We start from the raw sequence: 26,110 nt of genomic DNA, 5'->3' as shown, positions 1-26,110 counted from the left end.
AAGGCAGTTGATGAACCCTGAGGACCTGGCGCAGCCCGCCGAAGCGCCCGCTGATCTCGTCTCCGCCTTTGAACGTCACAGCGCCCGCGCCTGGCCGGCGCCGGACGTCATTGACCTGCATGGCTGGGAGTTGAGGCTGACGCCCGGCTCGCGCTCACGCCGCGTCAACAGTCTCAACGCGATCCGGCCCGAGCCCGGCCGCTTCGACGCGGTGCTCGATGCCGCCCGCCGCATCTGCGCCGAACGCGGGGCGCCGTGCGTGGTGCGCCTCACGCCGCTGACGCCGCCCGAGGCGCTCCGGCGCCTCGCAGGCGAGGGCCGCGAGGCCGCGGGGGAGACCCTTGTCTTGCACGCGCCCATCGCTGACGTTCATCCTTCGCCCGGAGGCGAAGTCTCGGCCCAATTGACGCCCGGATGGCTTGCCGGCATGGCGGCTTCGGGGGCGGACGCAGCCGAGCGCGCGCTGATCGCCAGGCTGCTCGCCGCCGTCCCGATCCAGCAGGGTTTCGGGGTCGCGCTGGACGACGGCAGGGCCCTCGCCTTCGGGCGGATCGCCGTCGAAGACGGGATCGCGGGCGTGTTCCACGTCGCCACCGCGCCCGAGGCGCGTCGCCGGGGCCTGGCGCGGCGCCTTATGGCAGGCTTGTTGGCCTGGGCGCGCGAGCGGGGCGCCGAAACGGTTTATCTGCAGGTCGTCGCCGAGAACCATCCGGCGATCGCGCTTTATCGGGCCTGCGGCTTTCGCGAGGCTTATCGCTACGCTTACTTGACGGCCTGAGCCGCCACCCTGCGGCGTATTAGGGCCTCCGAGGAGGCCAGGAGGGCGCCTGCGACGATCAGGAGCGTCGCGACGCCCAGCGACTTCGTTGCCTCCGCATAGCCCGCGGCGACCAGGATCATGGTGGAAAGCACAGGCGCCGCATAGGACGCCACGCCCAGAAGCTTGATGTCGCCGCGCTTGACGCCGTGGTCCCACAGGTAGAACGCCGCGCCGACCGGCCCGAGGCCGAGCCCCACCACGGCGAGCCACTGGCTGGCGCCCACAGGCCAGACCGTCGTCTCGAACAGCGCGTGGCAGATCGCGGCCAGAACCGAGGTCACGATGCAGAAGCCCGCGACGGCGTCCGTCGGCACCGCCCCGAATCGGCGCGAGAGCACCGAGTAGCCCGACCACACGAAGGCGCACGCGAAGGCGAGCGCGTAGCCGGGCGTGTAGCGCGCGTCGAGCGACAGCCCCCCGGTCCGCCCGGTCACCAGCACCAGCACCCCTGCAAGACCGAGAAGGGCCCCAATGACGTGGACGGCCCTCAGCCGCTCACCCGGAAGAAGTGCGGAGAAGAGCACGATGAGCAGCGGCCACAGATAGGCGATAAGCCCGGCCTCGGCCGGTGGCGCGAGACGCAGCGCCGCGAAATAGATCGCGTGATAACCGAACAGTCCCCCGACGCCCAGGAGCCACACCGGCCAGGGTTGGACCAGGCTGCGGGCTGCGCCGGGCCGCACGATCCAACTCAGCGCGCCCAGCGCGCCGCCGACCGCGAATGTCATGGCCGCCAGCTGGAACGGCGGGATCGCGCCGGACGCCGCGGTCATGAGCGCCAGCGCCGACCAGAGGAGGATCGCTCCAAAGCCGCAGATCGTCGCAATCAATGAGGCGCTCCGAAATTAGGGACAGCGCCGGCGGGCCGGCGAATGCCCGACATGTAGATGAGCCGGCGTGGAGCGTAAACTCGCCCATTGCGTTGTGGAGCGACGAGGGACCGTGAAGGCCGAATCACGATCCGAAGTCCACCGCGGATATGGACTCGGCAGGAATTTAGATGCACCTCGCGCGAAAAGGAGCTGGGTTGAAACGCTGATGCTGAAGTTTGACGGGTTTGACTTTGATAAGAGTAGAAATTGCGCGACGTTAAGGAACATCAATTTGCGTCGGGCAAGAAATGATATATTCTGATATTCATTGCAATTTAGATTAAGTGAAACCCCATGAAGGACGTCGTGAAAGCACTGTCGGATCTCATCGACGGCCTCCGATCGAATCTGATGAATTCGTCTGAGGAATATAGGCTTCTCGTGGCCCTCGAGAAAACGATGGCCGAGCTTCGCACGGAAAAACCGAAGTCAGGGGAGCGTCAAACAGTTCAGATTCCCTCCGCCCTGCAGGCGAAGATCGCCACGCATGCTGCGCCTTCGAAGTCGCTGCGGACCTCCGTTTATGAAATCCTGTCCGAATCGGACCAGCCTCTGCCAATCGGCGAGATCCTGCACAGGCTTACCGAGAAGGGCGTCGTCCTAAACTCACGCAACCCGCGGGCTGCTCTCTCCTCGAACTTGTCGCAGGACGAACGGTTCGAGAACGGCTTCGTCGACGGGCGGCCGATGTGGCGTCTGAAAGAAGAAGCGCCGCAGGATGCAGAGCCTGCGGCGCCGGTCCGTTCGCGTCCCGAAAAGGCGAAGACGCGCTAGGTCAGATCATCGCCTGGCCGCCATTGGCCGCGATGGTTGATCCGGTGATGAAGCCCGCTTCGTCCGACGCGAGGAAGACGACGATGCGGGCGATCTCCTCCGGCTCGCCCAGGCGGCCGACAGGAATCTGCGGCAGGATCCGGGTCTTGAGCACGTTCTCGTCGATAGCCTTCACCATCTCCGTGCCGATGTAACCGGGGCAGATTGCGTTCACCGTGATGTTCTTGGCGGCGCCCTCCTGGGCCAGCGCCTTGACGAAGCCGAGGTCGCCCGCCTTGGAGGCGGAGTAGTTCACCTGGCCCATCTGCCCCTTCTGGCCGTTGATGGACGAGATGACGACCACGCGCCCGAAGCTGCGGTTGCGCATGCCTTCCCAGACAGGCCGGGTGACGTTGAACAGTGAATCCAGGTTGGTGCGGATCACCGCCTGCCATTGGTCCTTCGTCATTTTGTGGAAGAAGCCGTCGCGGGTGATGCCCGCATTGTTGACCAGGACGTCGATGGGCCCGACATCGGCCTCGACCTTGGCGACGCCGGCCGCGCTCGCGTCGTAGTCGCCCACGTCCCACTTGAACACCGGAATGCCGGTCTCGGCCTTGAAGGCCTGCGCGGCCTCGTCGTTGCCGGCGTAGTTCGCCGCCACCTGATAGCCGGCCGCCTTCAGGGCATTGCTGATCGCGCCGCCGATGCCGCGCGTCCCCCCCGTGACCAGTGCAACCCTCGCCATGTCGTCTCCCCTTCCATGGATCTTTGCGCGCAGGCTCCCGAGGACCTGCGCTCACCGAGAAAAAACGGGCGCCCAGACGGCGCCCGCTGCATTGTTTCCGGGGATCAGCGCTCGATGCAGAGCGCGATGCCCATGCCGCCGCCGATGCACAGCGTGGCCAGGCCCTTCCTGGCGTCGCGCCGCTTCATCTCGTGCAGCAGGGTCACGAGCACGCGCGCGCCGGACGCCCCGATGGGATGCCCGATGGCGATCGCGCCGCCGTTGACGTTCACCTTGTCGGTGTCCCAGCCCATGTCCTTGTTGACCGCGATGGCCTGGGCCGCGAAGGCCTCGTTGGCCTCGATCAGGTCGAGGTCCCCGACCTTCCAGCCCGCCTTCTCGAGCGCCTTGCGGGAAGACGGGATCGGGCCCGTGCCCATGATGGCGGGATCAACGCCCGCGGTCGCCCAGGCGGCGATGCGGCCGAGCGGCGTGAGCCCGCGCCGCTGCGCCTCGGCCTCCGTCATCAGCACCACCGCGGCGGCGCCGTCGTTGATGCCCGAGGCATTGCCGGCCGTGACGGTGCCGTCCTTGGAGAACGCCGGACGGAGCTTGGCGACGGCGTCATAGGTCGTGCCAGGGCGGATGTACTCGTCCTGGTCGACCACGATGTCGCCCTTGCGGCTCGGCACCGTGACGGGCGTGATCTCGTCCTTGAAGCGCCCCTCCTTCTGGGCCGCTTCGGCCTTGTTCTGCGACGCCACCGCGAAGCGGTCCTGCTCCTCGCGGGTGAGTTGCCATTTGGAGGCCACGTTCTCCGCCGTGTTGCCCATGTGGTAGCCGTGGAAGGCGTCCAGCAGTCCGTCCTTCAGCATGGTGTCGATGAGTTTGAGTTCGCCCATCTTCTGGCCGGAGCGGAGGTAGGCGGCGTGCTGCGACTGGGACATGGATTCCTGCCCGCCGGCCACGATGATCTTCGCGTCGCCGTTCGCGATCTGCTGCATCCCGAGCGCCACCGCGCGCAGGCCCGAGCCGCAGAGCTGGTTGAGCCCCCAGGCGGTCTTCTCCTGCGGAACCCCCGCCTTCATGGCCGCCTGGCGCGCGGGATTCTGGCCCTGGCCGGCGGCCAGGATCTGCCCGAGGATCACCTCGTCGACCTCCTCGCCCGCCACGCCGGCGCGCTCCATGGCCGCCTTCACGGCCACGGCCCCGAGCTCGTGGGCCGGGAGCGTGCCGAAGACCCCGTTGAACGAGCCGACCGCCGTGCGCGCCGCGCCGACGATGACGATGTCGTTTGCCGCCATGGTTTTCCTCCTCAAAAACGAAGTCGGCCAGCCGGCCGCCGCCGGGGCGCCGCGGGCTGGATGTCGAAGGCATCTTTCGCCCGGGTCGGAGGAGCGTCAAGCCGCCGGCGCCTCCGGAGCCTCAGCCTTTGGTTGCGATTCCGCCTGCTTATTGACCAAAGTCTCATGAATCGGGTTGTGCCCTCCGCAGAACCGCTTATCGTTCCGTCAATGCGCCGGCCTCCGCTCGAGGCGCCCAGTTTTCGAAGACCATGGCGAACGAAAAGCAACCGACCGTCATCAAGAAATACGCGAACAGGCGCCTCTATCACACCGGGACGAGCACCTACGTCACGCTCGATGATCTCGCCAGCATGGTGAAGAAGGGCGAAGATTTCGTCGTCTTCGACGCAAAGACAGGCGAAGACATCACCAGGTCTGTCCTGACCCAGATCATCTTCGAGCAGGAAGGCAAGAGCGGGCAAAATCTCCTGCCGATCACCTTCCTGCGCCAGCTCATCCGTTATTACGGCGATAGCATGCAGGCGCTCGTTCCCAGCTACCTGGAGCACTCGATCCAGATGCTGACCGAGAATCAGCAGAAGTTTCGCGAGCAGATGAGCCAGGCCTTCGGCTCCAACGCTTTCGGATCCGCGGCCTTCACCGCCATGGAGGACCAGGTCCAGAAGAACATGACCGTCTTCCGGGACGCGCTGAAGATGTTCAATCCCTTTGGCTTGCCGACCGAGGGCGAGGCGAAGGCCGCCGGACAGCCCGGCGCAAAGGAAGGCGAGGCGGCAGAGCTCGACGAGCTGAAGCGCCAGCTCTCGGAAGTGCAGAAGCGCCTGGACAAGCTGTCCGGGTGAGCGGGAACCCGCGCCGGCGCGGGTTCATAGCAATGAAGCGGACGTCCTCCGCGGCTCATGCAGGGTCGCGGGCCAGATCTCGTCTCCGAACAATTCTCCCTGCAGATAGCTGACGCCCCAGCTCTCCAGGATGCGGGCGGTCTCCTCGTCCTGCACCCACTCGGCGACCGTGGGAACGCCGAGGTGCTGGGCGAGATCGACCAGCGTGCGGACGAAGAAACGGTCGTCCGTGGATCGGCCCAGGTTCTGCACGAAGGCGCCGTCGATCTTGATCAGGTCGGCCTGCAGGTCGCGCAGGTGCCTGAAAGACGTGTGCCCCGACCCGAAGTCGTCGATCGCGATGCGGACCCCGAGGGCGCGCATGCTCTCGATGGCGCGCTTCGCCGCCTCGAGGTCCTCGATCGCCAAGGTTTCGGTCAGCTCCACGACGAGGCGGCTGGCCAGTCCGGAGTCGCCGAGCAGCGCTCCCGTGAGCGCCTCGATCCATTCCGGCTGGCGGATGGTGGCGCTCGACAGGTTTATGGAGATCTTCGCGTGGGGCGAGGCCTGCAGTTCGGCGACCGCCATTTCCAGCATGCGGTGGTCGATCAGAGGCGCGAGCCCCAGCTTTTCGGCCGCGGGCACGACCTCCGAGGCCGGCAGCAGGGCGCCGTCGCGTCCGATGATGCGCACCAGCGCCTCATGGTAGGCCAGCCGCCGGCTGCCTGCCTCCACGATGGGCTGCAGCGCCATCGTGACCCGGCGCTCGTTCAGCGCGGTCACGATCTCGTCGGTGAAGCGGCGGTTGCTCTGGCGCCGAACGTCCTTGCGCCGGTCCGGCGCGAAGGCCACGAAGGCGCGCGTGGGCGACTGCTTGGCGTCCAGCAGCGCTTCTTCCGCGTGCTGCAGCGCCTGTGCGGCGGTCTGCCCGAAACGGGGCAGCATGACGCCCCCGATCCGCACGGCCCCTTTCAACGGGCCCGCGCCGGTGCCGATCGGCAGGTCGCGCACGCTTGCGATGAAGCGGTTGGCCGCGATGGGCAGCTGCTCTTCGGCGCAGCCCATGAGCACCAGCGCGAGCTTGTTGCCCGTGTAGCGGGCCATGCAGTCGCCGCGCCGCATCACTGATCGGAGGCGCCGCGCCACGCCGGCGATCAGTTCGTCCGCGGCGTCCAGCCCATAGGCCTCGTTGATCTCGGCCAGGCCTTCCACGCCCACGAGCGCGACCGCCAGCGTCCGCTGCTGGCGACGCGCCAGCGCTATTTCGGCGTCGAGGAGTTCCGTGAGCTGCGTGCGCGTCAGGGCTCCTGTGAGGCCATCGGAGGCAGTTGAGGCCTGCTCGGCCTCCGGAGGCTTGGAGACGACCCTCACCACGCCGTGCACGCGCACCGCCCGGCCGTCCTGTCCCCCGAACCAGCGGCCGGTGTCCTGGATCCAGAGGGGTTCCGCCCCGAGCTGCCGGATGGCGTAGACGGTCTGGAACGGCGTGCCGTGACCGGCGTCCCGCTGGCCGGACTGCGCAACGGCGTCATAACGGCTCTGGCCGGAATCGGGCAGAATCAGCCTGGCGTAGCCGCGGCCGGTCCGCAGCGCCGCAAGATCCTCCACCCGCAGCACCGATGCGGCGTTGCCGCCCCATGTCAGCGCGTCCGACGCGATGTCCCAGGTGTAGAGCGTCTCGCCGATCGAGTTCAGGATGGCGCGCAGGTCGGCCAGCGTCGCGGCCACGAGGTCTTCTGTCCGCGGCTCCGGTGCTGCTGGCGCCTCGCTGGTCCGGTCGGCCATGAAGTCGGGATCCCCGCATGCGCGGCTGTCCACGAGGGACATGCCGGGTGGCGATTGCCCGACGAGGGTGCTTTCGGCGTGGTTAAGGGAACGTTAAGAATGGCGCGGGCCGTGCAACGAAACCCGCGTTGACGCGACCGCGTTTCGTTTTGGCGCCCAGGAAGCCCCGAATGGCACAAGATGTTCAACCGACGCGTGTTTTAGCCGTTGTGCCGACGGCCGACGGCGCGCGCGAAGGGGCGAATCGCGGACCGGGCGCTTCGCGTTCAGAGGCGCCCTTCCTGGCCCAGTTGCTCGCCATGCGCGCCGGTCTTCCGTCGCAGCGCGGCAAAAGAAGAGCGGCGCCGGAGGCCGGCGCCGCTGCTTACGAGACGTCTCGGATGTTGAAACGGCCGCCCCAGCGGCCGGATCTCGACGTCGTGGCCTAGGCCACGGCGAAGCCAGCCTTACTCGGCCGACTTCACCTTCAGCACCTGGCGACCACGGTACATGCCGGTCTTCAGGTCGATGTGGTGCGGGCGGCGCAGCTCGCCGGAGTCCTTGTCCTCGACATAGGTCGGCTGCTTCAGGGCGTCCGCCGAACGGCGGAAGCCGCGCTTCATGGGGGACGTCTTTCGCTTCGGAACGGCCATGGAACTCTCCGATGGATAGGCTTGGGCGATCGGGCATGAACCGGCCATCGGCCGCCAGCCGCAAATTCGAAGCCGGGCTAATACAGGAAACCCTCGCCGATGACTAGTCCGGCCGAGTCGGAATCTTCGCAGGCGCGAAAGGCTGGCTCCCGCCCCGCGCCGTGCTATGCGAGGCCCGCGCTGTTGTCCAACCCGAAGCCATGACCCGCCCCAAGCCCAAGCTTCTCTACGTGGCCACGGAAGACTGGTTCTTCTGCTCCCACTTCCTGCCGATGGCCCGCGCCGCCCGGGACGCAGGCTTCGAGGTCGTGGTCGCCTGCCGCGTCCGGGACCACGGCGAAGCCATCGAGCGCGAGGGCTTCCGGCCGGTCGCCGTGGATGCGGAGCGGCGGGACCGCGGCCCAGCGGACGTTTGGCGTTATGTGCGGATGCTGGCCGGGCTGCTGCGCCGGGAGCGCCCCGACATCGTCCATCTCCTCGCCATGCAGCCCGTGATCCTGGGCGGGATCGCGGCCCGCTTGGCGGGCGTCCCCCGCCGGGTCTGCGCCGTGACGGGTCTGGGTCCCGTGGGCGGCTCGCCTTCGCCCAAATGGCGCGCGGTCCGCGCCGCCATCCGCGCCCTGTTCGCCGGCCCGATCGGCGGAAGAGGGTCGATCTTCCTGTTCGAGAACAGGGACGATCCTCCCGCCCTCGGGCTCGACCCCGCGGACCCGGACGAGGTGGCCGTCGTCAATGGCGCGGGCATCGATCCTGCCGCTTTTCCGGCGGCCCCCATGCCGCCCTGCCCGCCCCTGCGCGTCGCCACGGTGGCGCGCATGCTGTGGACGAAGGGTGTCGACACGGCCGTGGAGGCCGTGCGGCTCGCCCGCGCCGGCGGGGTCGACGTCGAGCTCTCCCTCTACGGCGCACCCGACCCGTCCAACGCGACGACGATCGACGAGGCGACTCTGCGCGAATGGTCGGCGCGCCCCGGCGTGCGCTGGCAGGGCCCCACCCGCGACGTGGCGGGCGTCTGGCGCGACCACCATGCGGCCGTGCTGCCCTCCCACGGCGAGGGCATGCCCCGTTCACTGATCGAGGCTGCCTGCTGCGGCCGGCCCCTCCTGGCCACCGACGTGTCCGGCTGTCGCAGCCTCGTCCGCGACGGCCACAACGGCTTTCTCACGCCGCTCGGCGACGCGGCCGCGCTGGCGGATCGCTTCGCCCGCCTCGCACGGGATCCCGCCCTGCTGGCGCGCCTGGGCGAGGCGGCGCGGGCCGACATCCTCGCGGGCTACACGGAGCATCACGTCGCCTCGACGGTGCTCGCCGTCTACCGCCGCCTTCTGGAGCGCCCGTTGTGACAGGCAGGCTGACCATCACGGATCCGGAGGCGTTCATCCGCGCCAACACGGAGCTCACGCCTACCCCGCACGCGCCCGAGGTGCGCCTCCATGTGGCGACCGAGTCCACCGAGCTCTGGCGCAAGACGGAGGAAGAGCTGGGCGAGATCGGGCTTCCGCCCCCCTTCTGGGCCTTCGCGTGGGCCGGGGGCCAGGCGCTCGCCCGCTGGCTGCTCGACAACCCGGAGGCCGTGCGCGGCCGTCGCGTGCTCGATTTCGCGTCCGGCTCCGGACTCGCCGGCATCGCCGCCGCGCTTGCGGGCGCAGCGCCCGTGGAGACCGTCGACATCGACCCCTTCGCCCTTGCGGCGATCCGGCTGAACGCGCAGGCCAACGGCGTCGCCCTCACGGCGACCCGCGAGGACCTCGTCGGGCAGGATCGCGGCTGGGAGGTCGTGCTCGCCGGGGATGTCTGCTACGAGCGCGACATGGCCCGCGCGGTCACCGACTGGCTCGAGGCCCTGGCCCGCCGGGGCGCCCTTGTGCTCGTTGGAGATCCCGGCCGCAGCTACCTGCCGCGCGAGCGCCTGCAGGCGGTCGCGACCTATCAGGTACCCACCACCCGCGAGCTGGAGGACAACGAAGTGAAGCGCACCACCGTGTGGCGCTTCGCCGGCCTCGGGGCGAAGAACTGAGGTTTGCGGCGGGAGGGATTTCCCGGCCGTCATGTCCGGCCGGCGCGGCGCGACTCACGGCCGCCGCCCCGCGCCGATCACCTTCGCGAAAGCCGCCTCGGGCTCGCCCGTGCGGGCCCAATGGTCGATCTCGCGATCCATGGGGAAGCGCCCCATGAGGTGCTTGGAATAGAGCAGCGCGCCATCGGCGGTCACGTCGAACTGCCCGGACGTTCCCGGGGCCATCGTGACGTCTCCGACCCCCTGCTGCTGGAGCCTGACCCTCACCCGGAGGGCCTCCTTGTCGTAGCCTCAGGCCCGGCAATAGGCGATGTGCATGGCCATGGTGGTTTCTCCTGGATGGATCAGGCCAACTCGGCTCGCAGGTCCAGCGTTCCCTCCACGCCGATCATGTCGAAATGGGCGCGCAGGAAATCCTGGCCCGCCTTGCGGCCGATCCTGTGCAACTGCTGGAACAAGGCCCAGTCGGCGCTCAGCTTGGAGGCGGAGCCGAACTGGCGCAGTTCGTCCTGCGCGCTGATTCTGTGCATGCGGATGCGCTTGTAGTGCGTTCCGGCCAGCCGGCCCGCATCGATGAGGCGGCGGACGAAGTCGATGGCGCGCAGTTCGTGGAGGAGCGAGGCGTTGAACGTGATCTCGTTCACCCGCTCCAGGATCTCGCTCGACGTGTTGGGCGTCTCCTCCCGCATGATCGGGTTGATCTGCACCAGGATGATGTCCGCCGTGCCCGTCTCCGTGAAGAACGGAAACAGCACGGGGTTGCCCATGTAGCCGCCGTCCCAGTAGGGCACGCCCTCCACCTCGACGGCCTTGAACAGCGAAGGCAGCGCCGCCGAGGCCATCAGCATGTCCGCCGTCAGCTCCTGCCGATGGAACACGCGGACCTTCCCGGTGTGGACGTTCGTGGCCGCGATGAACAGCTTCAGGGCCTCGTAGGCCCGCAGCCGCTCGAAATCGACATGGCGCTCCACCACGTCCCGCAGTGGGTTGATGTCCAGCGGGTTCAAGGCGTAGGGCGACAGGGCGCCAAACTGTGGGAGCCAGTCCGCCGCGCCGGTGGAGCCCAGCTTCCAGGCCCCGAGCAGCGCATCGAACAACGCGCGCTGCGGCCCGCGCAGGTCGCCGTCGATGGCGACCGCCTTCCAGAACCGGGCGAGCTTGCGCCGGGCCGCCTCTGGTCCTCCTTCAGCGATCCCGCAGGCGATGATGGCGGCGTTCATCGCGCCGGCGCTGGTGCCGCTCAGCCCCTCGATCTCGAGCCGCCCGTCCTCGAGCAGGGCGTCGAGCACGCCCCATGTGAAGGCGCCGTGCGCGCCGCCTCCCTGCAGGGCGAGGTTCACCCGCTTGCGGGCGACGGGAGGGATCTGCGCCTGGCCGGACATGCGGGGCTCCCATTTCGGCAGCCGGGATTGTGCGGCGCCGCAACACGGCGTCAAGCCGCCGCGGCCGGGTGGCTGAACCGCGCCGGCGTGCTACATATGGCCTGAGGATCGCATGGCTGAGCGCCTTCACCATCACCCGCACCCCCACGAGCACGCCGACGGCGCGCCTTCGGGCGGCTGCGCCCATGCGCATGACCACGCGGCGCGCCGGCCCCAGGCCCTGGCCGAGGCCGAGACGGCCTGTTCCGAGAAGGGCCTGCGCCTCACGCCCATTCGCCGCCAGGTGCTGGACGCCCTCTACGCCACCCACCGCCCCATGAGCGCCTACGACCTCATCGACAACCTGGCGCCCGCGGCCGAGGCGAAGCGGCTTGCGCCCACGCAGGTGTATCGCGCGCTCGATTTCCTTCAGGAGAACGGGTTCGTCCACAAGCTCGAGAGCCGCAACGCCTTTATCGCCTGCCCTTTTCGCCACGCGCCCGACGACCTGGTGGTTTTCATGATCTGCGAGGCCTGCGGCGGCGTGGACGAGGCCTGCTCGGACGAACTCCGCGGCGCCCTCGCCCACCTCGCGGCCGCGCAGGGCTTCAACCCGCGCGCCAACGTCATCGAGCTCGCCGGCCGCTGCGCCCACTGCGCCGCCCCGGCGCATGAGCACGCTTGACTCGCCTGCCGAGCCGTGGCGCCTCTCCCGCCGACCCCACAGAAACGGAACCTGCCATGACCGCTGCTGACCTCGCCCAGCCTTGCCTGCCGGCCCCGGTCGCCTCCGGCCCCCTGCCGCGGCATCGCTCCGTCGGCGTGCGGGTCGGCAAGGTCCTGGTCGGCGGCGGCGCCCCCGTGGTGGTCCAGTCCATGACCAACACGGACACGGCCGACATCGACTCCACCGTGGGGCAGGTCGCCGCCCTGGCCCGCGCCGGCTCGGAGCTGGTGCGCATCACCGTGGACCGCGACGAGGCCGCGGCCGCGGTCCCGCACATCAAGGAGAAGCTGCTGGCCCGCGGGATCGACGTCCCGCTGGTGGGCGACTTCCACTACATCGGCCACAAGCTGCTGGCCGAGCACCCCGCTTGCGCGGAGGCCCTGGACAAGTACCGCATCAATCCCGGCAACGTAGGCTTCAAGGAGAAGAAGGACCGCCAGTTCGGGGCCATCGTCGAGCTCGCCATGAAGCACGGCAAGGCGGTGCGCATCGGCGCCAACTGGGGCTCGCTCGACCAGGACCTCCTCACCCACCTTATGGACCTGAACGCCGCCAGCCCGGCCCCGCTGGACGCCCGCGCCGTCACTCGCGAAGCGATGGTGCAGTCGGCCCTCCTCTCCGCCGCCCGGGCCGAAGAGATGGGGCTCGGCAAGGACCGCATGATCCTCTCCGCCAAGGTCTCGGCCGTGCAGGAGCTGATCGCCGTCTATCGCATGCTGGCGCAGCGCAGCGACTACGCCATCCACCTCGGCCTCACGGAAGCCGGAATGGGCTCGAAGGGCATCGTGGCCTCCTCGGCCGCCATGGGCATCCTCCTGCAGGAAGGCGTCGGCGACACCATCCGGGTGTCCCTCACGCCCGAACCCGGCGGCGACCGCACCCTCGAGGTCAAGGTCGCCCAGGAGCTGCTGCAGACCATGGGCTTCCGCACCTTCGTGCCGCTCGTGGCCGCCTGCCCCGGCTGCGGCCGCACCACCTCGACCGTGTTCCAGGAGCTCGCCCGGGACATCCAGGACTGGATCTCGACCTCCATGCCGGACTGGAAGGCGACCTATCCGGGCGTGGAAAACCTCAACGTCGCCGTCATGGGCTGCATCGTAAATGGCCCTGGCGAGTCCAAGCACGCCGACATCGGCATCTCGCTGCCCGGCACCGGCGAGACGCCGACCGCGCCCGTCTTCATCGACGGCCGCAAGGCCGCCACCCTGCGCGGGCCGACCATCGCGGCCGAATTCAAGGCCCTCGTCGCCGACTACATCGAGAAGCGTTACGCCGTCGGGACCAAGACGGCCGCCGAGTAGGCCCTCTCACCGCTCGGGTGACGCTCCCCGTCATCCCCGGCCGGAGCCGCGAAGCGGCGGAGGGGAAGGGGATCCACGGGCAGCCACGAATCCGCCCTAGAGGTCGCGCCGACCCCCTAGCCCCCCGGCCCCGTGCCGATGAGCCCCGCTGCGATGTTGATCGTCAGCGCCAGCACCGCCGTGTTGAACAGGAAGGCCACCACGCCGTGGACCAGCACGATGCGTCGCATCGCCCCGCTGGAGACCTCCACGTCGGCCGTCTGCGCCGCGCAGCCGATCACAAAGGAAAAATAGAGGAAATCCCCGTAGTCCGGCCATTCCTCGTCCGGGAACTTCAGCCCGCACCGCCCGGAGCCGGGCTCGCAGAGGTAATACTCGTGCGCGTAGTGCTGGGCGAACACTACATGCGCGAAGGTCCAGGACAGCAGCACCGTCACGCCAGCCAGCAGCATCGGCCAGGCCTGCAGATGGCCGCCCACATGCCCATTCACCAGCTCCGCCACGATCGCCCCGAAGCTCGACACGGTGGCCAGCACGATCAGGATCAGGATGGTGAAGCGGTTCTCGTCATACGCCAGCGCGCGGCTGCGGATGTCCTCGACCTCCGAGCGCTGCATCATGACGGTGACGAGCCCGATATAGAGCAGGACTCCGGCGTCCCAGGCGAGCAGCAGCCGCGTGCTCACGCGCAGGCTTCCCGGCATCAGCAGCCCCGCCACGAGGCCGAGCGCGATGCTGATGAGCAGCCGCGCGCGTCCCCGGGCCAGGTTGCGCAACGACCGAAGGGCGCGCTCGCCGAGGGGCCTGGTCTTGGCGGCCCCGCTCACGAGCGCCGCTCGACGACGAAGCGGGCCGCCGCCCGCAGCACATCGGCCTCGGACCCGAAGCCGGAGAGCGCCAATTCGGCCGCGAGCGCCAGCCGGTCTCGTTCGGCCTTCGCCTCCGCGAGGCCCAGCGCCCCGACAAGCGTCGCCTTGCCCTTGGCCGCATCCTTGCCGGTGGCCTTGCCCAGGGCCTCGGGGCTCGACTCCACGTCGAGCACGTCGTCCGCCACCTGGAAGGCGGCTCCCAGCGCCCGCCCATAGGCCGTCATGGATGCGCGGTCATCGTGATCCGCGCCGCCCAGGATCGCTCCCGCCTCCACAGCGAAGGCCAGCAGCGCGCCCGTCTTCATGGCTTGGAGCCGCCGCACGTCCGCCTGCCCCAGGGGTTCGGACGCGCCGTAGCGTCCTTCCGCCTGCAGGTCGAGCATCTGGCCTCCCGCCATGCCGCCGAGCCCGGACGCGCGCGCCAGCCCGACCACCAGCGCCATGCGGATGGCGGGATCCGGGTGCGTCGCCTCATCCGCCATCACGTCGAAGGCGTAGGTCAGCAGGGCGTCGCCGGCCAGGACGGCCGCCGCCTCGTCCAGGTGCCGGTGGAGCGTGGGGCGCCCACGTCGCAGGTCGTCGTCATCCATCGCGGGCAGGTCGTCATGCGCCAGCGAATAGCAGTGCACCATTTCGAGCGCCGCCGCGGCCCGCAGGGCCCCCTCGCCTTCGTGCCCGCAGACCCGGGCGCTCTCCATCAGCAGGAAGGGGCGCAGGCGCTTCCCGCCGCCCAGCGCCGCATAGCGCATCGCCTCCAGCAGGCGTTCCGGTCGCGCGATCTCGCCCGCGAGCGGCTCGGGGCCGAGCAGCGAATCCAGGGTGCGTTCGATGGCCTCCGCGCAGGCGCCCAGGCGGGCTTCGAAATCCGCTTGCATGGCGGCCTCCGGTTTTTGGGTCGCGCCGACGCGCGAGCCGGGGCATCATAGCCCCAATGGGAACGCAGCGTGACCTTCGCGGGTTCAACGCCAGGTCCGGGCCGCTTGCCCCATCGGGACGGGCCGGTCAAGGCTGGCGCCCCCGGCGGAGCGCCGCCCTGCCGCTCCCACGCGAGCATTCGGTCTCCTGTCCCGCCGGGTGAGCGCCGCCGTGACCACAACCGAGGCTCCCCCGATCGGACGTCGAACTTCCTCCCTGGGCTGGCTGGCCACGCCCCTGCGCTGGGGCTTCTGGCTGGCCGTCGGCCTCGTCGTCTTGCTGGTTGGCCTGACTGCGCTGTACGCCGTCGCCCCGCCGGTCTCCACCCTGATGCTGGGTCGCTGGGCGACCCTGCAGCCTGTCGACCGCCGCTGGACCCCGCTGGAAGGCATCTCGCCCAACCTAGTGCGTGCGGTGATCCTGTCGGAGGATGCCCGCTTCTGCTCGCACGACGGCGTCGATTGGGGCGCTCTGCGTTCGGTGCTGGACGACGCGGAGGAGGACGGTCCCTCGCGGGGCGCGTCCACCATCACCATGCAGACCGCCAAGAACCTCTTCCTTTGGCCGTCCCGTTCCTACGTCCGCAAGGGACTCGAGATCCCGATGGCCATGTGGCTGGATCTCGCCTGGTCGAAGCGGCGGGTCATGGAGGTCTACCTCAACATCGCCGAATGGGGCCCCGGCCTCTTCGGGGCCGAGGCGGCCGCCCGCAAATACTTCAACAAGCCCGCGTCGGAGCTGACCGTGCGCGAGGCGACCCTGCTCACCAAGGCCCTGCCGAACCCGATCAAGCGCAACCCCGCCAAGCCCAGCCGCGGCCTCCAGCGCCTTGCCTTACGCCTCGCCGGCCACCTCGCCGCCGCAGACCCATGGGTGCAGTGCGTGAAGGTGAGCCGGCGCTGAGCCCAGCCGACTCGATCATCGCGAAAGTCGGAGCATTCCAGGAATCCGGCGCTCTCCGGGTCAAGGGTGGCCCGCCTCCCTGGCCGTCATCCCCGGGCCTGTCCCGAGGATCCACGCCCTGCACGGCGCCGTGGATGGCGGGGACAAGCCCGGCCATGACGGATTTTCAGTCCGTCCTTGCGAGGAGCGCCGCGACGAAGCAATCCAGGGCTGCAGGCCTCTGCCCTTGAGGGCTGCGCCCGGAGGGCTCTGGATGGCTTCGACTTCGGCTCGCAAGGACGGCTAAAATGAGCAAGCTTTGTCACCCGCCCAGCTTGCGCGCCAGTCGCTTGCGGAGCGCCTTGGGCTTCCGCCGCAGCGCGGAGTCAGCCTGCGCGGCCGCCAACTGCGACAGCCCGTCGGCGCGCTGCTCCACAGCCTGGAGCAGCCGGCTCTTGATGCGCCCGGGAAGGTCGGAGAAGCCGATCCGCTTGTCCAGCTCGGCCATGTCGTGGTGGTCGCCCAGGGTTTGCCGGAGTCGTCCGGCCTTGCGGCCGAGCCGGCGCAACTTGCCGCCGAGTTCGGGCCCGAGCGCCTGGATCTGGATCTGCAGGCGAACCAGTTCCCGCCGGGCCGCGTGCAGCAGGTCCGCATCGGCGCCGCGAAGCCCCGCCCGCATGCGCCGCCGCGCCTTGCTGTAGGAGCGTCCCATCGCCATCGCGACGTCGCTTCGCGCAGGATCGGTGGGAATGGCCTGGAGATGAGTCGCGATCAGCGCCTCGCTGCGCCGCGCTTGCTCCGGCCCGAGGTGGTCGGAGGCGCTTTCGCGCCGGGCGGCGTCGCCCAGCCACTCCGCCGCGAGCCGTGTCAGGGCCGCGCGCTCGGGCTCCTCTTCGGTTTCCTCGATCAGCGACAGCGCGCAGGCCGCCGCGACCCGCACGTCCCGTGCCGGGGCGAGGGCGTCCGCGAGCGTCTTGAGTTCCTGGTCGAGCGAGGCGCAGGCCGCGTGAAGCTGTTCGGCCGGATCCGCCGGCCACGTCAGCCGCAGAAGCGCCCGCAGCGCCTTGATGGCGCGTCGCGCCCCATGCACGCCGAGGTCGCGGTCTTCGTGCGCCAGCGCGTCATGGAGCGCATCGAGGTGCGCCTGGAAATGAGGAGAAAGGTCGACCGGGCCCGGCATGCCCGATCAGATGGCCTCATCGGCCGGAATTGATCAAGTCGGGAGAAAGCGTCACGCGTGCCGAAGCGCAGGCATGGGCAGAGAGCGGCGGCGCAGGGACGCGGCGCCGACGCGCGCGGGACCGGGCTCGGTCACCACGAAGCTCCGCCTCGCGGCGGCGCTGCGGCGGGACTCATAGCCGGCGGAGGACGCCAAGACGGCGCGCAGAAGCGTCATCCCTTCGGGATCATTCTCCAACGCAGTGGCGCTCAGGACCGTCATGCTCGCCTCCAGGGCCATCGTGACTGTCACGATGGCCTTATTCTCGTGCGTCCGGGGCTCGACCGTTGTGCGCCAGCGCACGATTCGCGATCAGCCGTTAACGGAAAGGTGACCATCCTTTCGGACGCCCGAAAGGCGCAACCTTGTCATGATTCAGGCATTGCCCGGGCCGTTTGAGCGCAAGTCGAGCTCCCAATTTTGGCCGACCAGGTCGGCCCCGAAGCTGTGGTGCCGCTCCTCGGCCACGAGCAGGAATCCCGCCTCCTGGTAAATGCGCCTGGCCGCATGGAGGATGTCGTTGGTCCACAGCGTCAGGGTCTGGTAGCCGGCTACCTTGGCGAAGGCGATGCACTGAGCCACAAGGGCCCGACCCACGCCCAGCCCCCGGGCGGCTGGCTCGACGTAAAGCAGGCGCAGCTTGGCGACGGCCGGCGACTGCTCGACCAGGAATACGGATCCCAGCACGGCGCCGTCGCGCTCGGCCAACCAGCACCGCTCGCGCCCCGGCTTGAACTCCCGGATGAACTGCGCCGCGATCTCGGCGACCAGCGCCTCGAACTCTTCGTTCCAGCCGTATTCCTCATGGTACAGCACGGCCTGCCGATGGATGATCCATCCCATGTCGCCGGGCCGGTGCTCCCGGTAGGTGACTGCCGCCTGTTCCGCCATGCGCTTGGTCCCGTTTTCGCCACATGCCCGGACTGGCCCGCCGTCAGCCCCGGCAGCCGGCCGGAGAGAGGACCAAGGGGACCGGGCCCCATCGGGGCAGCATAGGTTCTTCGGCGCATGAAAAAACCCCGGAGCGCGAAGCTCCGGGGTTGCTACAGGCGGCGGCCCAGCCTCCGCCCTGACTACTCGTGAAGGGCTCAGTCGCCCGAGCCGGAGCCCGGCTTCTTGGCCGCGCCGCCCGCGCCCGAGGCGCCGCCCATGGAGGAGGCGCCGCCAGCCCCGCCGCCGGCATGACCGCCGGCGCCCTCGCCGTGCTGCGCCTTGCCGCGCGTCGTCCCGGTCGTCTCGTCCGAACCGGCCGAGGAGCCGCCCGAGCGGCCCTGGGCCTTTTGCGACGAGGAGCTGCCCTCGCGTTCTGCCGAGGAGGCGTTGGCCTTGCCGCCGTGCTCGCCGGACGAAGCGCTCTCCTTGTTCTCCTTGCCGGCGCCGCTGTGCTCGGCCGCGGAGCTCTTGCGCTCCTCGCCCTTGGTCTCGTTGGCGCCGGACCGCTGGCTCTCGCTCGCCTTGCCGGCCTTGTCCTGGCTCTCCGCCGTGGACGGGTGCTTGGCCCCGGAGCGTTCGGCCGAGGACGGCCCGGACTTGGCCTTGTCCTCCGCGGCGGACGACTTGGACGCGGGCTCGTTGGCGTTGCGGCCGCGCTCGGCCGTGGCGCCGCCCTTGTCGGTCTTCTCGCCGGCCCGCTCGGCCTGCGTCTTCTTGTGGTCCTGGCCGCCGCGGTCGGCCTGGCCCTGCTTCTTCGGCTCGTTCGGGTTGGCCGTAGAGGCGGCGTTGGACTTCTGGTCCTCCGCGCCGCTCTTGTTGGCCGTGGCGCCGGTCTTGTCCTCGCCCTTGCCGGTCGAAGCCGCGTTGGCGCGATTGTTCGGCGCAGGCGCCGCAGCGGTCGTGCCCGACTTGTCCTCGGAGGGCTTGCCTGTCGAGGCGCTCGACGCCGGCTTCTCGGTCGGCGAGGTCTTGTCGGTCGGGGCCGCCGCCGAGCCGCTCGGGGCCACGTTGGGCTGCGTCTGGTTGCGCTCGCCCTGGGCCGAGCCCGTGGCCGGCGCGCCGGTCGTGCGCTGCTGGTCCGTGGTGGCCGAGGTCGACGTCGACGACGAGCCCGACGTGGTGGACCGCGTCTCGGTCGCGATCGACCGCACCTGGGCCGGCACCGGCACGGCATCCGCCCGCGGCAGGTTGCGGGATTCGATGCGGATATTGGTCTCGCGCTCGATCACGGTCGGCTGGATCGCGAAGTTCACCGCGAAGGAGCCGCGCCGCTCCACCCGGCCGATCGGGCGGGTCTCGGTGTAGATCTCGGTCACCTTCTCAGGCCGCACCTCCACTTCCGAGATGCGCTCGGACGTGATGTTGCGCGTTTCCACGAAGGTCCACTCCTCCTCCACGGAGGCGCTGGAGCCGCCGCTGCGCTTGGTGGTGGTGGTCTTGGTCGTGGTCTTGGTCGCCTTCGGGGCGTTCTCCGGCGGCAGCGGGCGCCAGCCCACATACTGCTTGCTGCGCCGCCACTCGACCCAGGCCGGCGCCCACTCGGTGTCGGCCACCCAGACCCAGCCCTGGTCCGGATCCTCGTACCAGCGACCGTAGTGGTACGTCACCTCGGCCCACGGCTCGCTCGACTCGAAATACCAGCCGACCTTGTCGTTGAAGATCCAGCGGCCATTGGAATAGGGCTTCCAGTCCTTGTCGACGCCGCGCGGCTTCCACACCTCGCCGAGCTTGTCCACGTGGGTGAATTCGCCGTCGCTGCGGACGCGGTCGCGCAGCTCGTCGGCTGAGACCTTCACGTTCGCCTGGGCGCTCATGTCGCCCGAAGCCGAGGCCGAGGAGCCCTGCGAGTAACCCTGCGAGGAACCCTGGCGGCCGCCCTGGTCGGTGGTGGACTGCGCGCTGCGGCCCGTCTCGTCCTGGCCCTTGCGCAGATCCTGCGCCTGGCCGGTGCGCTGCTGATCGGCCTCGCCGGCCCCGCGCTGGCCCGTCTGGTCGTGGCCGCCGGACTGGGCGCTGCGGCCGGCGCCCTCGGATTCGCCCTTGCGGCCGCTGTTCTGGCTCATGTCGGAGCCGGAGCGCCCGGCGCCCTGGCCCATCTGTTGGTCATGACGGCGCGGCTCCGAGGCGCCGCCGGCCTTGCCGCCCGCGCCCGAGGGGCTCGCCGCGGACGAGGCGCCGCCGGCGGAGGAGCCCGTCTGCGCCTGCGCGCCCATTCCGGGCGCCAGCACGACCGCGGCGGCGGTCACGAGGGCGGCCAGGGCCGCGCCGGAGAAAAAGTCGCTGCGTTTCACGGGGGCTCTCCTCCTGCAAAGTCTGTCGGCCCACCAACGCGACTTTGCGAAGGTTGTTCCATTAAATGAATCGGCGCGAAACCGTTTCTCTGCTCTTGTCAAGAGCCTTCCTCGCCGCAGCGATCAACTCTTGCGGCGCATAGGGCTTGGGAACGAACGCGGATCCGGGCGCGCGCTCGGCCGGATCCAGGCTGGCGCGGCCCGACGCGTAGATCACCGGCAGCCCGGGATAGGCGAGGACGGCATAGCGCGACAGCTCGAAGCCGTCCGGTCCGGGGCCCAGGTCGATGTCCGTCACCAGCAGGTCGAAACGGTGCCGCACCAGCAGCCGGAACGCGCTCGCCGCGTCCTCGGCCTCCGTCACGGCGTAGCCGGCGTCCGCCAGCATGTCGGCGGCGTGCCAGCGCAGCAGGCCGCTGTCCTCCACCAGGAGCACGCGTGGCGTTTCAACAAAGGGGCGCGGGGCGGCTCTCAAGCCCTCGGCGCTGCGATGAATGGCGATCATGGAGCCCTCCTGCGCGGCGATAGCTAGCGACGATCGGATCGTCGCAAGGTCAACTCGGGCCCCCTCCCGCCGTTCGGCAGGATGATTAAACTTGTAATGATACGGTCAATGAAGGGTTAACCCCCCGCCGCCGTCGCGCCCTGCCGCCCCGCCGGGCTGGCCGGCAGGGTCACGCGGAACAGGGCCCCGGCTCCGCCTCTGGCTGGTTCCGCGGCGATCGTTCCCCCATGGGCGGCCACGATATTACGGCAGAGGGCGAGTCCGATGCCGGTCCCGGCGCCCGGCCCCTTGGTGGTGAAATACGGCTCGAAGATGCGCTGCGCGATCGCGGGCGGAACTCCCGGGCCGTTGTCCTCGATCTCCAGGACCACGGACCCGCCATCGCGCCGCGTGCGCAGGCTGAGAAGCCGCGCCCCGTCCAGCGAAGAGAGCGCCTGCTGGGCGTTGAGCACCAGGTTGGACACGACCTGCCCGAGCAGGTCGGCATCCGCCTCGATGGACGGAAGATCAGGATCGAGGTGCGTCTTTACCGTGACGCCTGCGCCCCGCAGGCCGTATCCCATCATGTCGAGGGCGGCGCGGACGATCTCGTTGAGCTGCGCCGGGCGGCGCGTGGGGGCCGCCTCGCGGGCCATCCCCAGGAAGCTGCGCACGATGCGCCCGGAGCGCTCCGCGGCCGCCTGGATGCGCTCGGCCCGCGCCCGCACGTCCTCCGTCGTGGCCCGTTCCACGAGCAGCGTCGACTGGGCGAGCACGATGGCGAGCGGGTTGTTGAGCTCGTGGGCCACGCCCGCCAGCAGGGCCCCCATGGCGGACAGTCGCTCGATGTCGGCGATGCGCGAGCGCTGCCGTTCGATCTCGGCTTCCGCCAGCTTCAGGTCCGTGAGGTCGCGCCCGAACGCGATGTTTCCTTGCGGCGCGCCGCCGCCCGGCGAGTAGGGCGTATAGGTCTGCTGGACATAGCGCCGCCCCGCGCTCGCATAGGTGATCCACCCTTCCCAGCGCACCACCTCGCCGGCCCGGATCCGCTCGTTGTAGACGCTGACCTGCCGGTAGGCGGCTTCCCCGAGGACGTCCCGGACGTGCCGGCCGATCACCTGGTCGGCTGTGCGGCCGTGGAAGGCCAGGAATTCCCGGTTCACGTAGACGTAGCGATTGGCGAAATCCACAAAGGCGACGCGTCCGGGGATGCTGTCCAGGATGGTGCGCAGCAGCGCCAGGTCCGGCTCTCGCAGCGCGCTGGTGTCGCCGGCGCCGGCTTCGGGGATCCGGCTGTCGAAGAGCGCGCTGTCGGCCATGGTCCCCCTCCGCCGGCCGATGATGGGCGCCCGCGGAGGGTCCGGTCAAGCGAAGCTAGCGCCGGCCCGTCGGCCCGCGGTCCAGCCCAGCCTTGCGGAAGGCGTCCGCGAACGGGTTGGAGCCCGCCGCAGCCCCGCCCCTGTCGTGGCGGTTCGGCCCTGCTGCAGCACGCCCGCCCCGGGCCGGCTCGGCCCCGCGGTCCCGCGCGGGCCGCGCCTCGGCGGCGTCGTCCAGCCGCATGGTCAGCGAGATGCGCTTGCGGGCCTTGTCGACCTCCAGCACCTTCACCTTCACGATCTGCCCTGGCTTCACCACGTCGCGTGGATCCTTCACGAAGGTCTTGGCGAGGGCGGAGATGTGCACCAGCCCGTCCTGATGCACGCCCACGTCCACGAAGGCCCCGAAGGCGGCCACGTTGGTCACCACCCCTTCCAGGATCATGCCGGGCTTGAGGTCGTTGAGCGTCTCCACGCCCTCCTGGAAGGTCGCCGTCTTGAACGCCGGGCGCGGGTCGCGGCCCGGCTTCTCCAGCTCCCGCAGGATGTCCGTCACGGTCGGCACCCCGAAGGTCTCGTCCGTGAACTGCTTGGGCTGCAGCCCGCGCAGGACGGCGGCGTTGCCGATCAGCACCTTGATGTCGCTCTTGGCAGCCTCGATGATCCGCCGCACCACCGGATAGGCTTCCGGGTGGACGCCCGAGCGGTCGAGCGGGTCGTCCCCGTCCGGGATGCGCAGGAAGCCCGCGCACTGCTCGAAGGCCTTCGGCCCGAGCCGCGGCACCTGCTTCAGCTGCGACCGCGTGCGGAAGGGCCCGGTCGCGTCGCGGTGCGCCACGATGTTCTGCGCCAGGGTCTCGCCCACTCCGGACACCCGCGCCAGCAGCGGCGCGGAGGCCGTGTTCACGTCGACGCCCACGGCGTTCACGCAGTCCTCCACGACGGCGTCGAGCGAGCGGGACAGCTTGTGCTCGGCGAGGTCGTGCTGGTACTGGCCCACGCCGATCGACTTCGGGTCGATCTTGACGAGCTCGGCCAGGGGATCCTGCAGGCGCCGCGCGATGGACACCGCGCCGCGCAGGGAAACGTCCAGCTCAGGCAATTCCTGGGACGCATAGGCCGACGCCGAGTACACGGAGGCGCCGGCCTCCGACACAACGATCTTGGTGAGCTTCATCTCCGGAAATTTGGCGATGAGTTCGCCCGCCAGCTTGTCCGTCTCACGCGACGCCGTGCCGTTGCCGATCGCGATCAACTCGACCTTGTGGCGCGCCGCCAGCGCGGCGAGCGTGGCGATGGCCTCGTCCCAGCGCCGCTGCGGCTCGTGGGGGTAGATCACGCCCGTGTCCACCACCTTGCCGGTGCGGTCCACCACCGCGACCTTCACGCCCGTGCGGAAGCCCGGGTCCAGCCCCATGGTGGGGCGCGCGCCGGCCGGGGCGGCGAGCAGCAGGTCCCGCAGGTTTCCGGCGAAGATCTTCACCGCCTCGTCCTCGGCGGCCTGCCAGAGCCGCATGCGCAGGTCGAGCCCGACATGGACCTGGATCTTGGTGCGCCAGGCCCAGCGTACGCAGTCCATCAACCATTTGTCGGCCGGGCGGCCGCGGTCGGCGACGCCGAACTGGCGCGCGATGGCGAGTTCGAACGCGCCGGGCTGGCGCTGAGACATCGGGACGGTCTGCTCCTCCTCGGCCTCGAGCTTGAGGTCGAGAACCTCCTCCTTCTCGCCCCGAAACAGCGCCAGGATGCGGTGCGAGGGGAGCTTGGAGAGCTTCTCCTTGTACTCGAAATAGTCCGAGAACTTGGCGCCCTCGGCCTGCTTGCCGTCGCGCACGGTGGAGACGGCCCGCCCCTCGCGCCAGAAGTCCTCGCGCAGGCGCCCGATCAGCTCGGCGTTCTCCGAGAACCGCTCCACCAGGATGGCGCGGGCGCCCTCGAGCGCCTCCTCCACTGTGCTGACGCCCTTGTCGGCGCTGACGTAGGTCTCCGCCTCCCGGCGCGGATCACGCTGCGGGTCGGCCAGGAGGTTGTCCGCGAGCGGCTGCAGCCCTGCTTCGCGGGCGATCTGCGCCTTGGTGCGACGCTTGGGCTTGTAGGGGAGGTAGATGTCCTCCAGCCGCGCCTTGCTGTCCGCCTCCTCGATCTGCTTCTGCAGGGCGGCGTCGAGCTTTCCCTGCTCGCGGATCGAGTCGAGGATCGCCTTGCGCCGGTCTTCCAGCTCCCGCAGGTAGCGCAGCCGCTCCTCGAGCGTGCGCAACTGGGCGTCATCGAGCCCACCCGTGACCTCCTTGCGATAGCGGGCGATGAACGGCACCGTCGCGCCCCCGTCCAGCAGGGCCACCGCCGCCTCCACCTGCCGCTCCTGGCACTGGATGTCCTGCGCGATGCGCTGGTTGATCGACAGCATCGGTGTCTCCTTCCGGGAATCGCCCGTCCGCCAAACCGGGGCCGGGTGTGTAGCCCGAGCCCCCCGCCAGGGTCAAAGGGACGCTCCGAGCGCGCCATGACGCCGCCGTGAAGCGGCGTCGCGCCGGCCGGCCTTGCCAAGTCCAGGCCTCCCGCTTACGCGGAAAGGGCCGCAACCGGCCAAGACACGACGAGGGATACGCCCATGGCCCAGCAGGTTCAGCGCCGCAGACTGTCGGAAGAGCGCACGGCCGCGCTTGTCGACCGCCTGAAGGCGCTTCTTGGCGACCGCTGCACCACCTCCGCTTCCGAGCGCGAGCACCACGCCCATGGCGAGTCCTACCACGCGGACGCGCCGCCGGACGCCGTCTGCTACCCGACCTCGACCGAGGAGGTGAGCGCGATCGTGAAGCTCTGCGCCGAAGCAGGCGCGCCCATCGTGGCCTTCGGGGCCGGCACCTCGCTGGAAGGCCACGTCTGCGCGCTCGAGGGCGGGATCACGATCGACCTCAAGCGCATGAACGCGGTCCTGGAGGTCAATGCAGAGGACCTCGACGCCACCGTCCAGGCCGGCGTGACGCGCAAGCAGTTGAACGCCTACCTGCGCGACACGGGCCTGTTCTTCCCCGTCGACCCTGGCGCCGACGCCACCCTCGGCGGCATGGCGGCCACGCGGGCCTCGGGAACCAACGCCGTCCGCTACGGCACCATGCGGGAGAACGTGCTGTCCCTCACCGTCGTGCTGGCCGACGGCCGCGTGGTGAAGACCGCGAGCCGCGCCCGCAAGTCCTCGGCCGGCTACGACCTCACGCGCCTGTTCGTCGGCTCCGAGGGCACCCTCGGCATCATTACCGAGGTGACCGTGAAGCTCTACGGCATCCCGGAAGCCACGTCGGCTGCCGTCTGCGCCTTCCCGGATGTGGGCTCCGCCGTGCAGACAGCCATCGAGACCATCCAGTCCGGCATTCCGATCTCTCGCGTCGAGTTCCTCGACGACCAGGGCATGATCGCCGTGAACCGCTACTCCAGGCTGAGCTACCCGGAGCAGCCCACCCTGTTCTTCGAGTTCGTGGGGACCGAGGCCGGGGTCGCCGAGCAGGCCGAACGCGTGAAGGAGATCGCGCTCGCCAACGGCGGCGCGCAGTTCCAGTGGGCGACGACGCCGGAGGAGCGCAGCCGTCTTTGGCAGGCCCGTCACGACCTCCACTACGCCACCCTGGCCATGCGCCCCGGCGCGAAGGCCTGGAGCACGGATGCGTGCGTGCCCATTTCGCGGCTGGCCGAGCTCATCGTCACCATGCGCGAGCACACGAAGGACGTGCCCTTCTATGTGACGAGCCTCGGCCATGTCGGCGACGGCAATTTCCACATGGGCTTCGTGATCGACCCGAACGACCCGGTGGAATTCGCCGAGACCGAGCGCCTCAACGCCATCCTGTTGGAGCGCACCCTGGCTCTCGGCGGCACCTGCACGGGCGAGCACGGCGTCGGCTCCGGCAAATCGAAATACTTGCGGGCGGAACACGGCGATGCTGCAGTCGACCTGATGAAAACCATCAAGGCCGCGTTGGATCCTGCCAATCTTCTGAACCCGGGCAAGGTCCTGCCCTCCAACTAAGCTGAAGCTGAGCTTTTATACTGGCTGAAATTCAGTCCGGTACGGCTTTGTACT

24 protein-coding genes and 1 pseudogene are annotated in these 26,110 nt (G+C 69.6%); 9 read left to right on the top strand and 16 right to left on the bottom strand.

Features of this window, described 5'->3' with window-relative positions; translation table 11 throughout:
- Positions 1 to 10 precede the first annotated feature (10 nt).
- Positions 11 to 778, top strand: a complete 768-nt coding sequence (locus SLNSH_RS05970; RefSeq protein ID WP_106335763.1) for a GNAT family N-acetyltransferase — start codon at positions 11 to 13, stop codon at positions 776 to 778.
- Here SLNSH_RS05970 and yddG read toward each other — a convergent pair.
- Complete coding sequence (yddG, locus tag SLNSH_RS05965; RefSeq protein ID WP_280954456.1) at positions 763 to 1,650, bottom strand: aromatic amino acid exporter YddG; 888 nt, start codon at positions 1,648 to 1,650, stop codon at positions 763 to 765. The genes SLNSH_RS05970 and yddG overlap by 16 nt on opposite strands.
- Before the next feature lie 336 nt (positions 1,651 to 1,986).
- Between yddG and SLNSH_RS05960 the strand changes: the two genes are divergently transcribed.
- On the top strand, positions 1,987 to 2,466 hold the full coding sequence (locus SLNSH_RS05960) for a hypothetical protein (protein ID WP_106335762.1): 480 nt from the start codon (positions 1,987 to 1,989) through the stop codon (positions 2,464 to 2,466).
- 1 nt (position 2,467) lies between these two features.
- Here SLNSH_RS05960 and phbB read toward each other — a convergent pair whose 3' ends face one another.
- Together phbB and SLNSH_RS05950 are read right to left on the bottom strand one after the other, a co-directional pair.
- A complete protein-coding gene (gene phbB, locus SLNSH_RS05955; protein ID WP_106335761.1) occupies positions 2,468 to 3,193 on the bottom strand; it encodes an acetoacetyl-CoA reductase in 726 nt (241 codons plus the stop codon).
- Between the two features lie 104 nt (positions 3,194 to 3,297).
- On the bottom strand, positions 3,298 to 4,476 hold the full coding sequence (locus SLNSH_RS05950) for an acetyl-CoA C-acetyltransferase (protein ID WP_106335760.1): 1,179 nt from the start codon (positions 4,474 to 4,476) through the stop codon (positions 3,298 to 3,300).
- A 251-nt stretch (positions 4,477 to 4,727) separates the two neighbouring features.
- Between SLNSH_RS05950 and phaR the strand changes: the two genes are divergently transcribed.
- The gene (gene phaR, locus SLNSH_RS05945; RefSeq protein ID WP_106335759.1) at positions 4,728 to 5,321 is read left to right on the top strand and encodes a polyhydroxyalkanoate synthesis repressor PhaR; all 594 of its coding nucleotides are present in this window, start codon (positions 4,728 to 4,730) and stop codon (positions 5,319 to 5,321) included.
- Between the two features lie 24 nt (positions 5,322 to 5,345).
- Here phaR and SLNSH_RS05940 read toward each other — a convergent pair whose 3' ends face one another.
- Positions 5,346 to 7,085, bottom strand: a complete 1,740-nt coding sequence (locus tag SLNSH_RS05940) for a bifunctional diguanylate cyclase/phosphodiesterase (protein WP_158266690.1) — start codon at positions 7,083 to 7,085, stop codon at positions 5,346 to 5,348.
- Between the two features lie 446 nt (positions 7,086 to 7,531).
- Positions 7,532 to 7,717: a 50S ribosomal protein L32 gene (gene rpmF / locus SLNSH_RS05935; protein WP_106335757.1), complete on the bottom strand. Its 186-nt coding sequence runs from the start codon at positions 7,715 to 7,717 to the stop codon at positions 7,532 to 7,534.
- Between the two features lie 200 nt (positions 7,718 to 7,917).
- Between rpmF and SLNSH_RS05930 the strand changes: the two genes are divergently transcribed.
- Positions 7,918 to 9,060, top strand: a complete 1,143-nt coding sequence (locus SLNSH_RS05930) for a glycosyltransferase family 4 protein (protein WP_106335756.1) — start codon at positions 7,918 to 7,920, stop codon at positions 9,058 to 9,060.
- Positions 9,057 to 9,734 carry a class I SAM-dependent methyltransferase gene (locus tag SLNSH_RS05925; RefSeq protein ID WP_245422086.1) on the top strand — a complete coding sequence of 226 codons (678 nt, stop codon included), beginning with the start codon at positions 9,057 to 9,059 and terminating at the stop codon, positions 9,732 to 9,734. Before SLNSH_RS05930 ends, SLNSH_RS05925 begins: the two co-directional genes overlap by 4 nt.
- A gap of 54 nt (positions 9,735 to 9,788) precedes the next feature.
- Here the strand turns inward: SLNSH_RS05925 and SLNSH_RS05920 are convergent, their stop codons facing one another.
- A complete protein-coding gene (locus tag SLNSH_RS05920) occupies positions 9,789 to 10,001 on the bottom strand; it encodes an Rdx family protein (protein ID WP_146140197.1) in 213 nt (70 codons plus the stop codon).
- Positions 10,002 to 10,078: 77 nt separating this feature from the next.
- Positions 10,079 to 11,116, bottom strand: coding sequence for a patatin-like phospholipase family protein (locus SLNSH_RS05915; protein ID WP_106335754.1), 1,038 nt, complete (start codon positions 11,114 to 11,116; stop codon positions 10,079 to 10,081).
- A 112-nt stretch (positions 11,117 to 11,228) separates the two neighbouring features.
- Between SLNSH_RS05915 and SLNSH_RS05910 the strand changes: the two genes are divergently transcribed.
- Positions 11,229 to 11,780 carry a Fur family transcriptional regulator gene (locus tag SLNSH_RS05910; protein ID WP_106335753.1) on the top strand — a complete coding sequence of 184 codons (552 nt, stop codon included), beginning with the start codon at positions 11,229 to 11,231 and terminating at the stop codon, positions 11,778 to 11,780.
- Positions 11,781 to 11,836: 56 nt separating this feature from the next.
- Complete coding sequence (gene ispG / locus SLNSH_RS05905; protein WP_106335752.1) at positions 11,837 to 13,123, top strand: flavodoxin-dependent (E)-4-hydroxy-3-methylbut-2-enyl-diphosphate synthase; 1,287 nt, start codon at positions 11,837 to 11,839, stop codon at positions 13,121 to 13,123.
- 116 nt (positions 13,124 to 13,239) lie between these two features.
- Here the strand turns inward: ispG and SLNSH_RS05900 are convergent, their stop codons facing one another.
- A complete protein-coding gene (locus SLNSH_RS05900; protein WP_245422084.1) occupies positions 13,240 to 13,950 on the bottom strand; it encodes a DUF1345 domain-containing protein in 711 nt (236 codons plus the stop codon).
- A complete protein-coding gene (locus tag SLNSH_RS05895; protein ID WP_106335751.1) occupies positions 13,947 to 14,867 on the bottom strand; it encodes a polyprenyl synthetase family protein in 921 nt (306 codons plus the stop codon). The genes SLNSH_RS05900 and SLNSH_RS05895 overlap by 4 nt, the downstream gene beginning before the upstream one ends.
- A gap of 211 nt (positions 14,868 to 15,078) precedes the next feature.
- Between SLNSH_RS05895 and mtgA the strand changes: the two genes are divergently transcribed.
- Positions 15,079 to 15,810 (top strand): monofunctional biosynthetic peptidoglycan transglycosylase, encoded by a 732-nt coding sequence (gene mtgA / locus SLNSH_RS05890; protein WP_425352981.1) that lies wholly within the window; start codon positions 15,079 to 15,081, stop codon positions 15,808 to 15,810.
- Positions 15,811 to 16,111: 301 nt separating this feature from the next.
- Here the strand turns inward: mtgA and SLNSH_RS05885 are convergent, their stop codons facing one another.
- The 7 genes and pseudogenes from SLNSH_RS05885 to SLNSH_RS05855 form a co-directional block, all read right to left on the bottom strand.
- Complete coding sequence (locus SLNSH_RS05885; RefSeq protein WP_106335749.1) at positions 16,112 to 16,969, bottom strand: CHAD domain-containing protein; 858 nt, start codon at positions 16,967 to 16,969, stop codon at positions 16,112 to 16,114.
- Between the two features lie 51 nt (positions 16,970 to 17,020).
- Positions 17,021 to 17,260, bottom strand: a complete 240-nt coding sequence (locus SLNSH_RS05880) for a hypothetical protein (protein WP_146140195.1) — start codon at positions 17,258 to 17,260, stop codon at positions 17,021 to 17,023.
- A 123-nt stretch (positions 17,261 to 17,383) separates the two neighbouring features.
- A pseudogene (locus tag SLNSH_RS05875) lies at positions 17,384 to 17,857 on the bottom strand (GNAT family N-acetyltransferase); the annotation flags it as partial.
- A gap of 239 nt (positions 17,858 to 18,096) precedes the next feature.
- Positions 18,097 to 20,232, bottom strand: a complete 2,136-nt coding sequence (locus SLNSH_RS05870; protein ID WP_106335746.1) for a DUF6600 domain-containing protein — start codon at positions 20,230 to 20,232, stop codon at positions 18,097 to 18,099.
- Between the two features lie 61 nt (positions 20,233 to 20,293).
- Positions 20,294 to 20,737, bottom strand: a complete 444-nt coding sequence (locus tag SLNSH_RS05865) for a response regulator (RefSeq protein ID WP_106335745.1) — start codon at positions 20,735 to 20,737, stop codon at positions 20,294 to 20,296.
- A 116-nt stretch (positions 20,738 to 20,853) separates the two neighbouring features.
- Positions 20,854 to 22,035 carry a sensor histidine kinase gene (locus tag SLNSH_RS05860; protein WP_106335744.1) on the bottom strand — a complete coding sequence of 394 codons (1,182 nt, stop codon included), beginning with the start codon at positions 22,033 to 22,035 and terminating at the stop codon, positions 20,854 to 20,856.
- Positions 22,036 to 22,090: 55 nt separating this feature from the next.
- Entirely contained in the window at positions 22,091 to 24,439 is a 2,349-nt protein-coding gene (locus SLNSH_RS05855) for a Tex family protein (protein ID WP_106335743.1), read from the bottom strand.
- A gap of 204 nt (positions 24,440 to 24,643) precedes the next feature.
- Between SLNSH_RS05855 and SLNSH_RS05850 the strand changes: the two genes are divergently transcribed.
- Positions 24,644 to 26,056: an FAD-binding oxidoreductase gene (locus SLNSH_RS05850; protein ID WP_106335742.1), complete on the top strand. Its 1,413-nt coding sequence runs from the start codon at positions 24,644 to 24,646 to the stop codon at positions 26,054 to 26,056.
- Positions 26,057 to 26,110: the final 54 nt, after the last annotated feature.

This window comes from Alsobacter soli, assembly GCF_003004785.1.
GTDB lineage: Bacteria > Pseudomonadota > Alphaproteobacteria > Rhizobiales > Beijerinckiaceae > Alsobacter > Alsobacter soli.
This window is presented reverse-complemented; position numbering and strand designations above follow the sequence as displayed.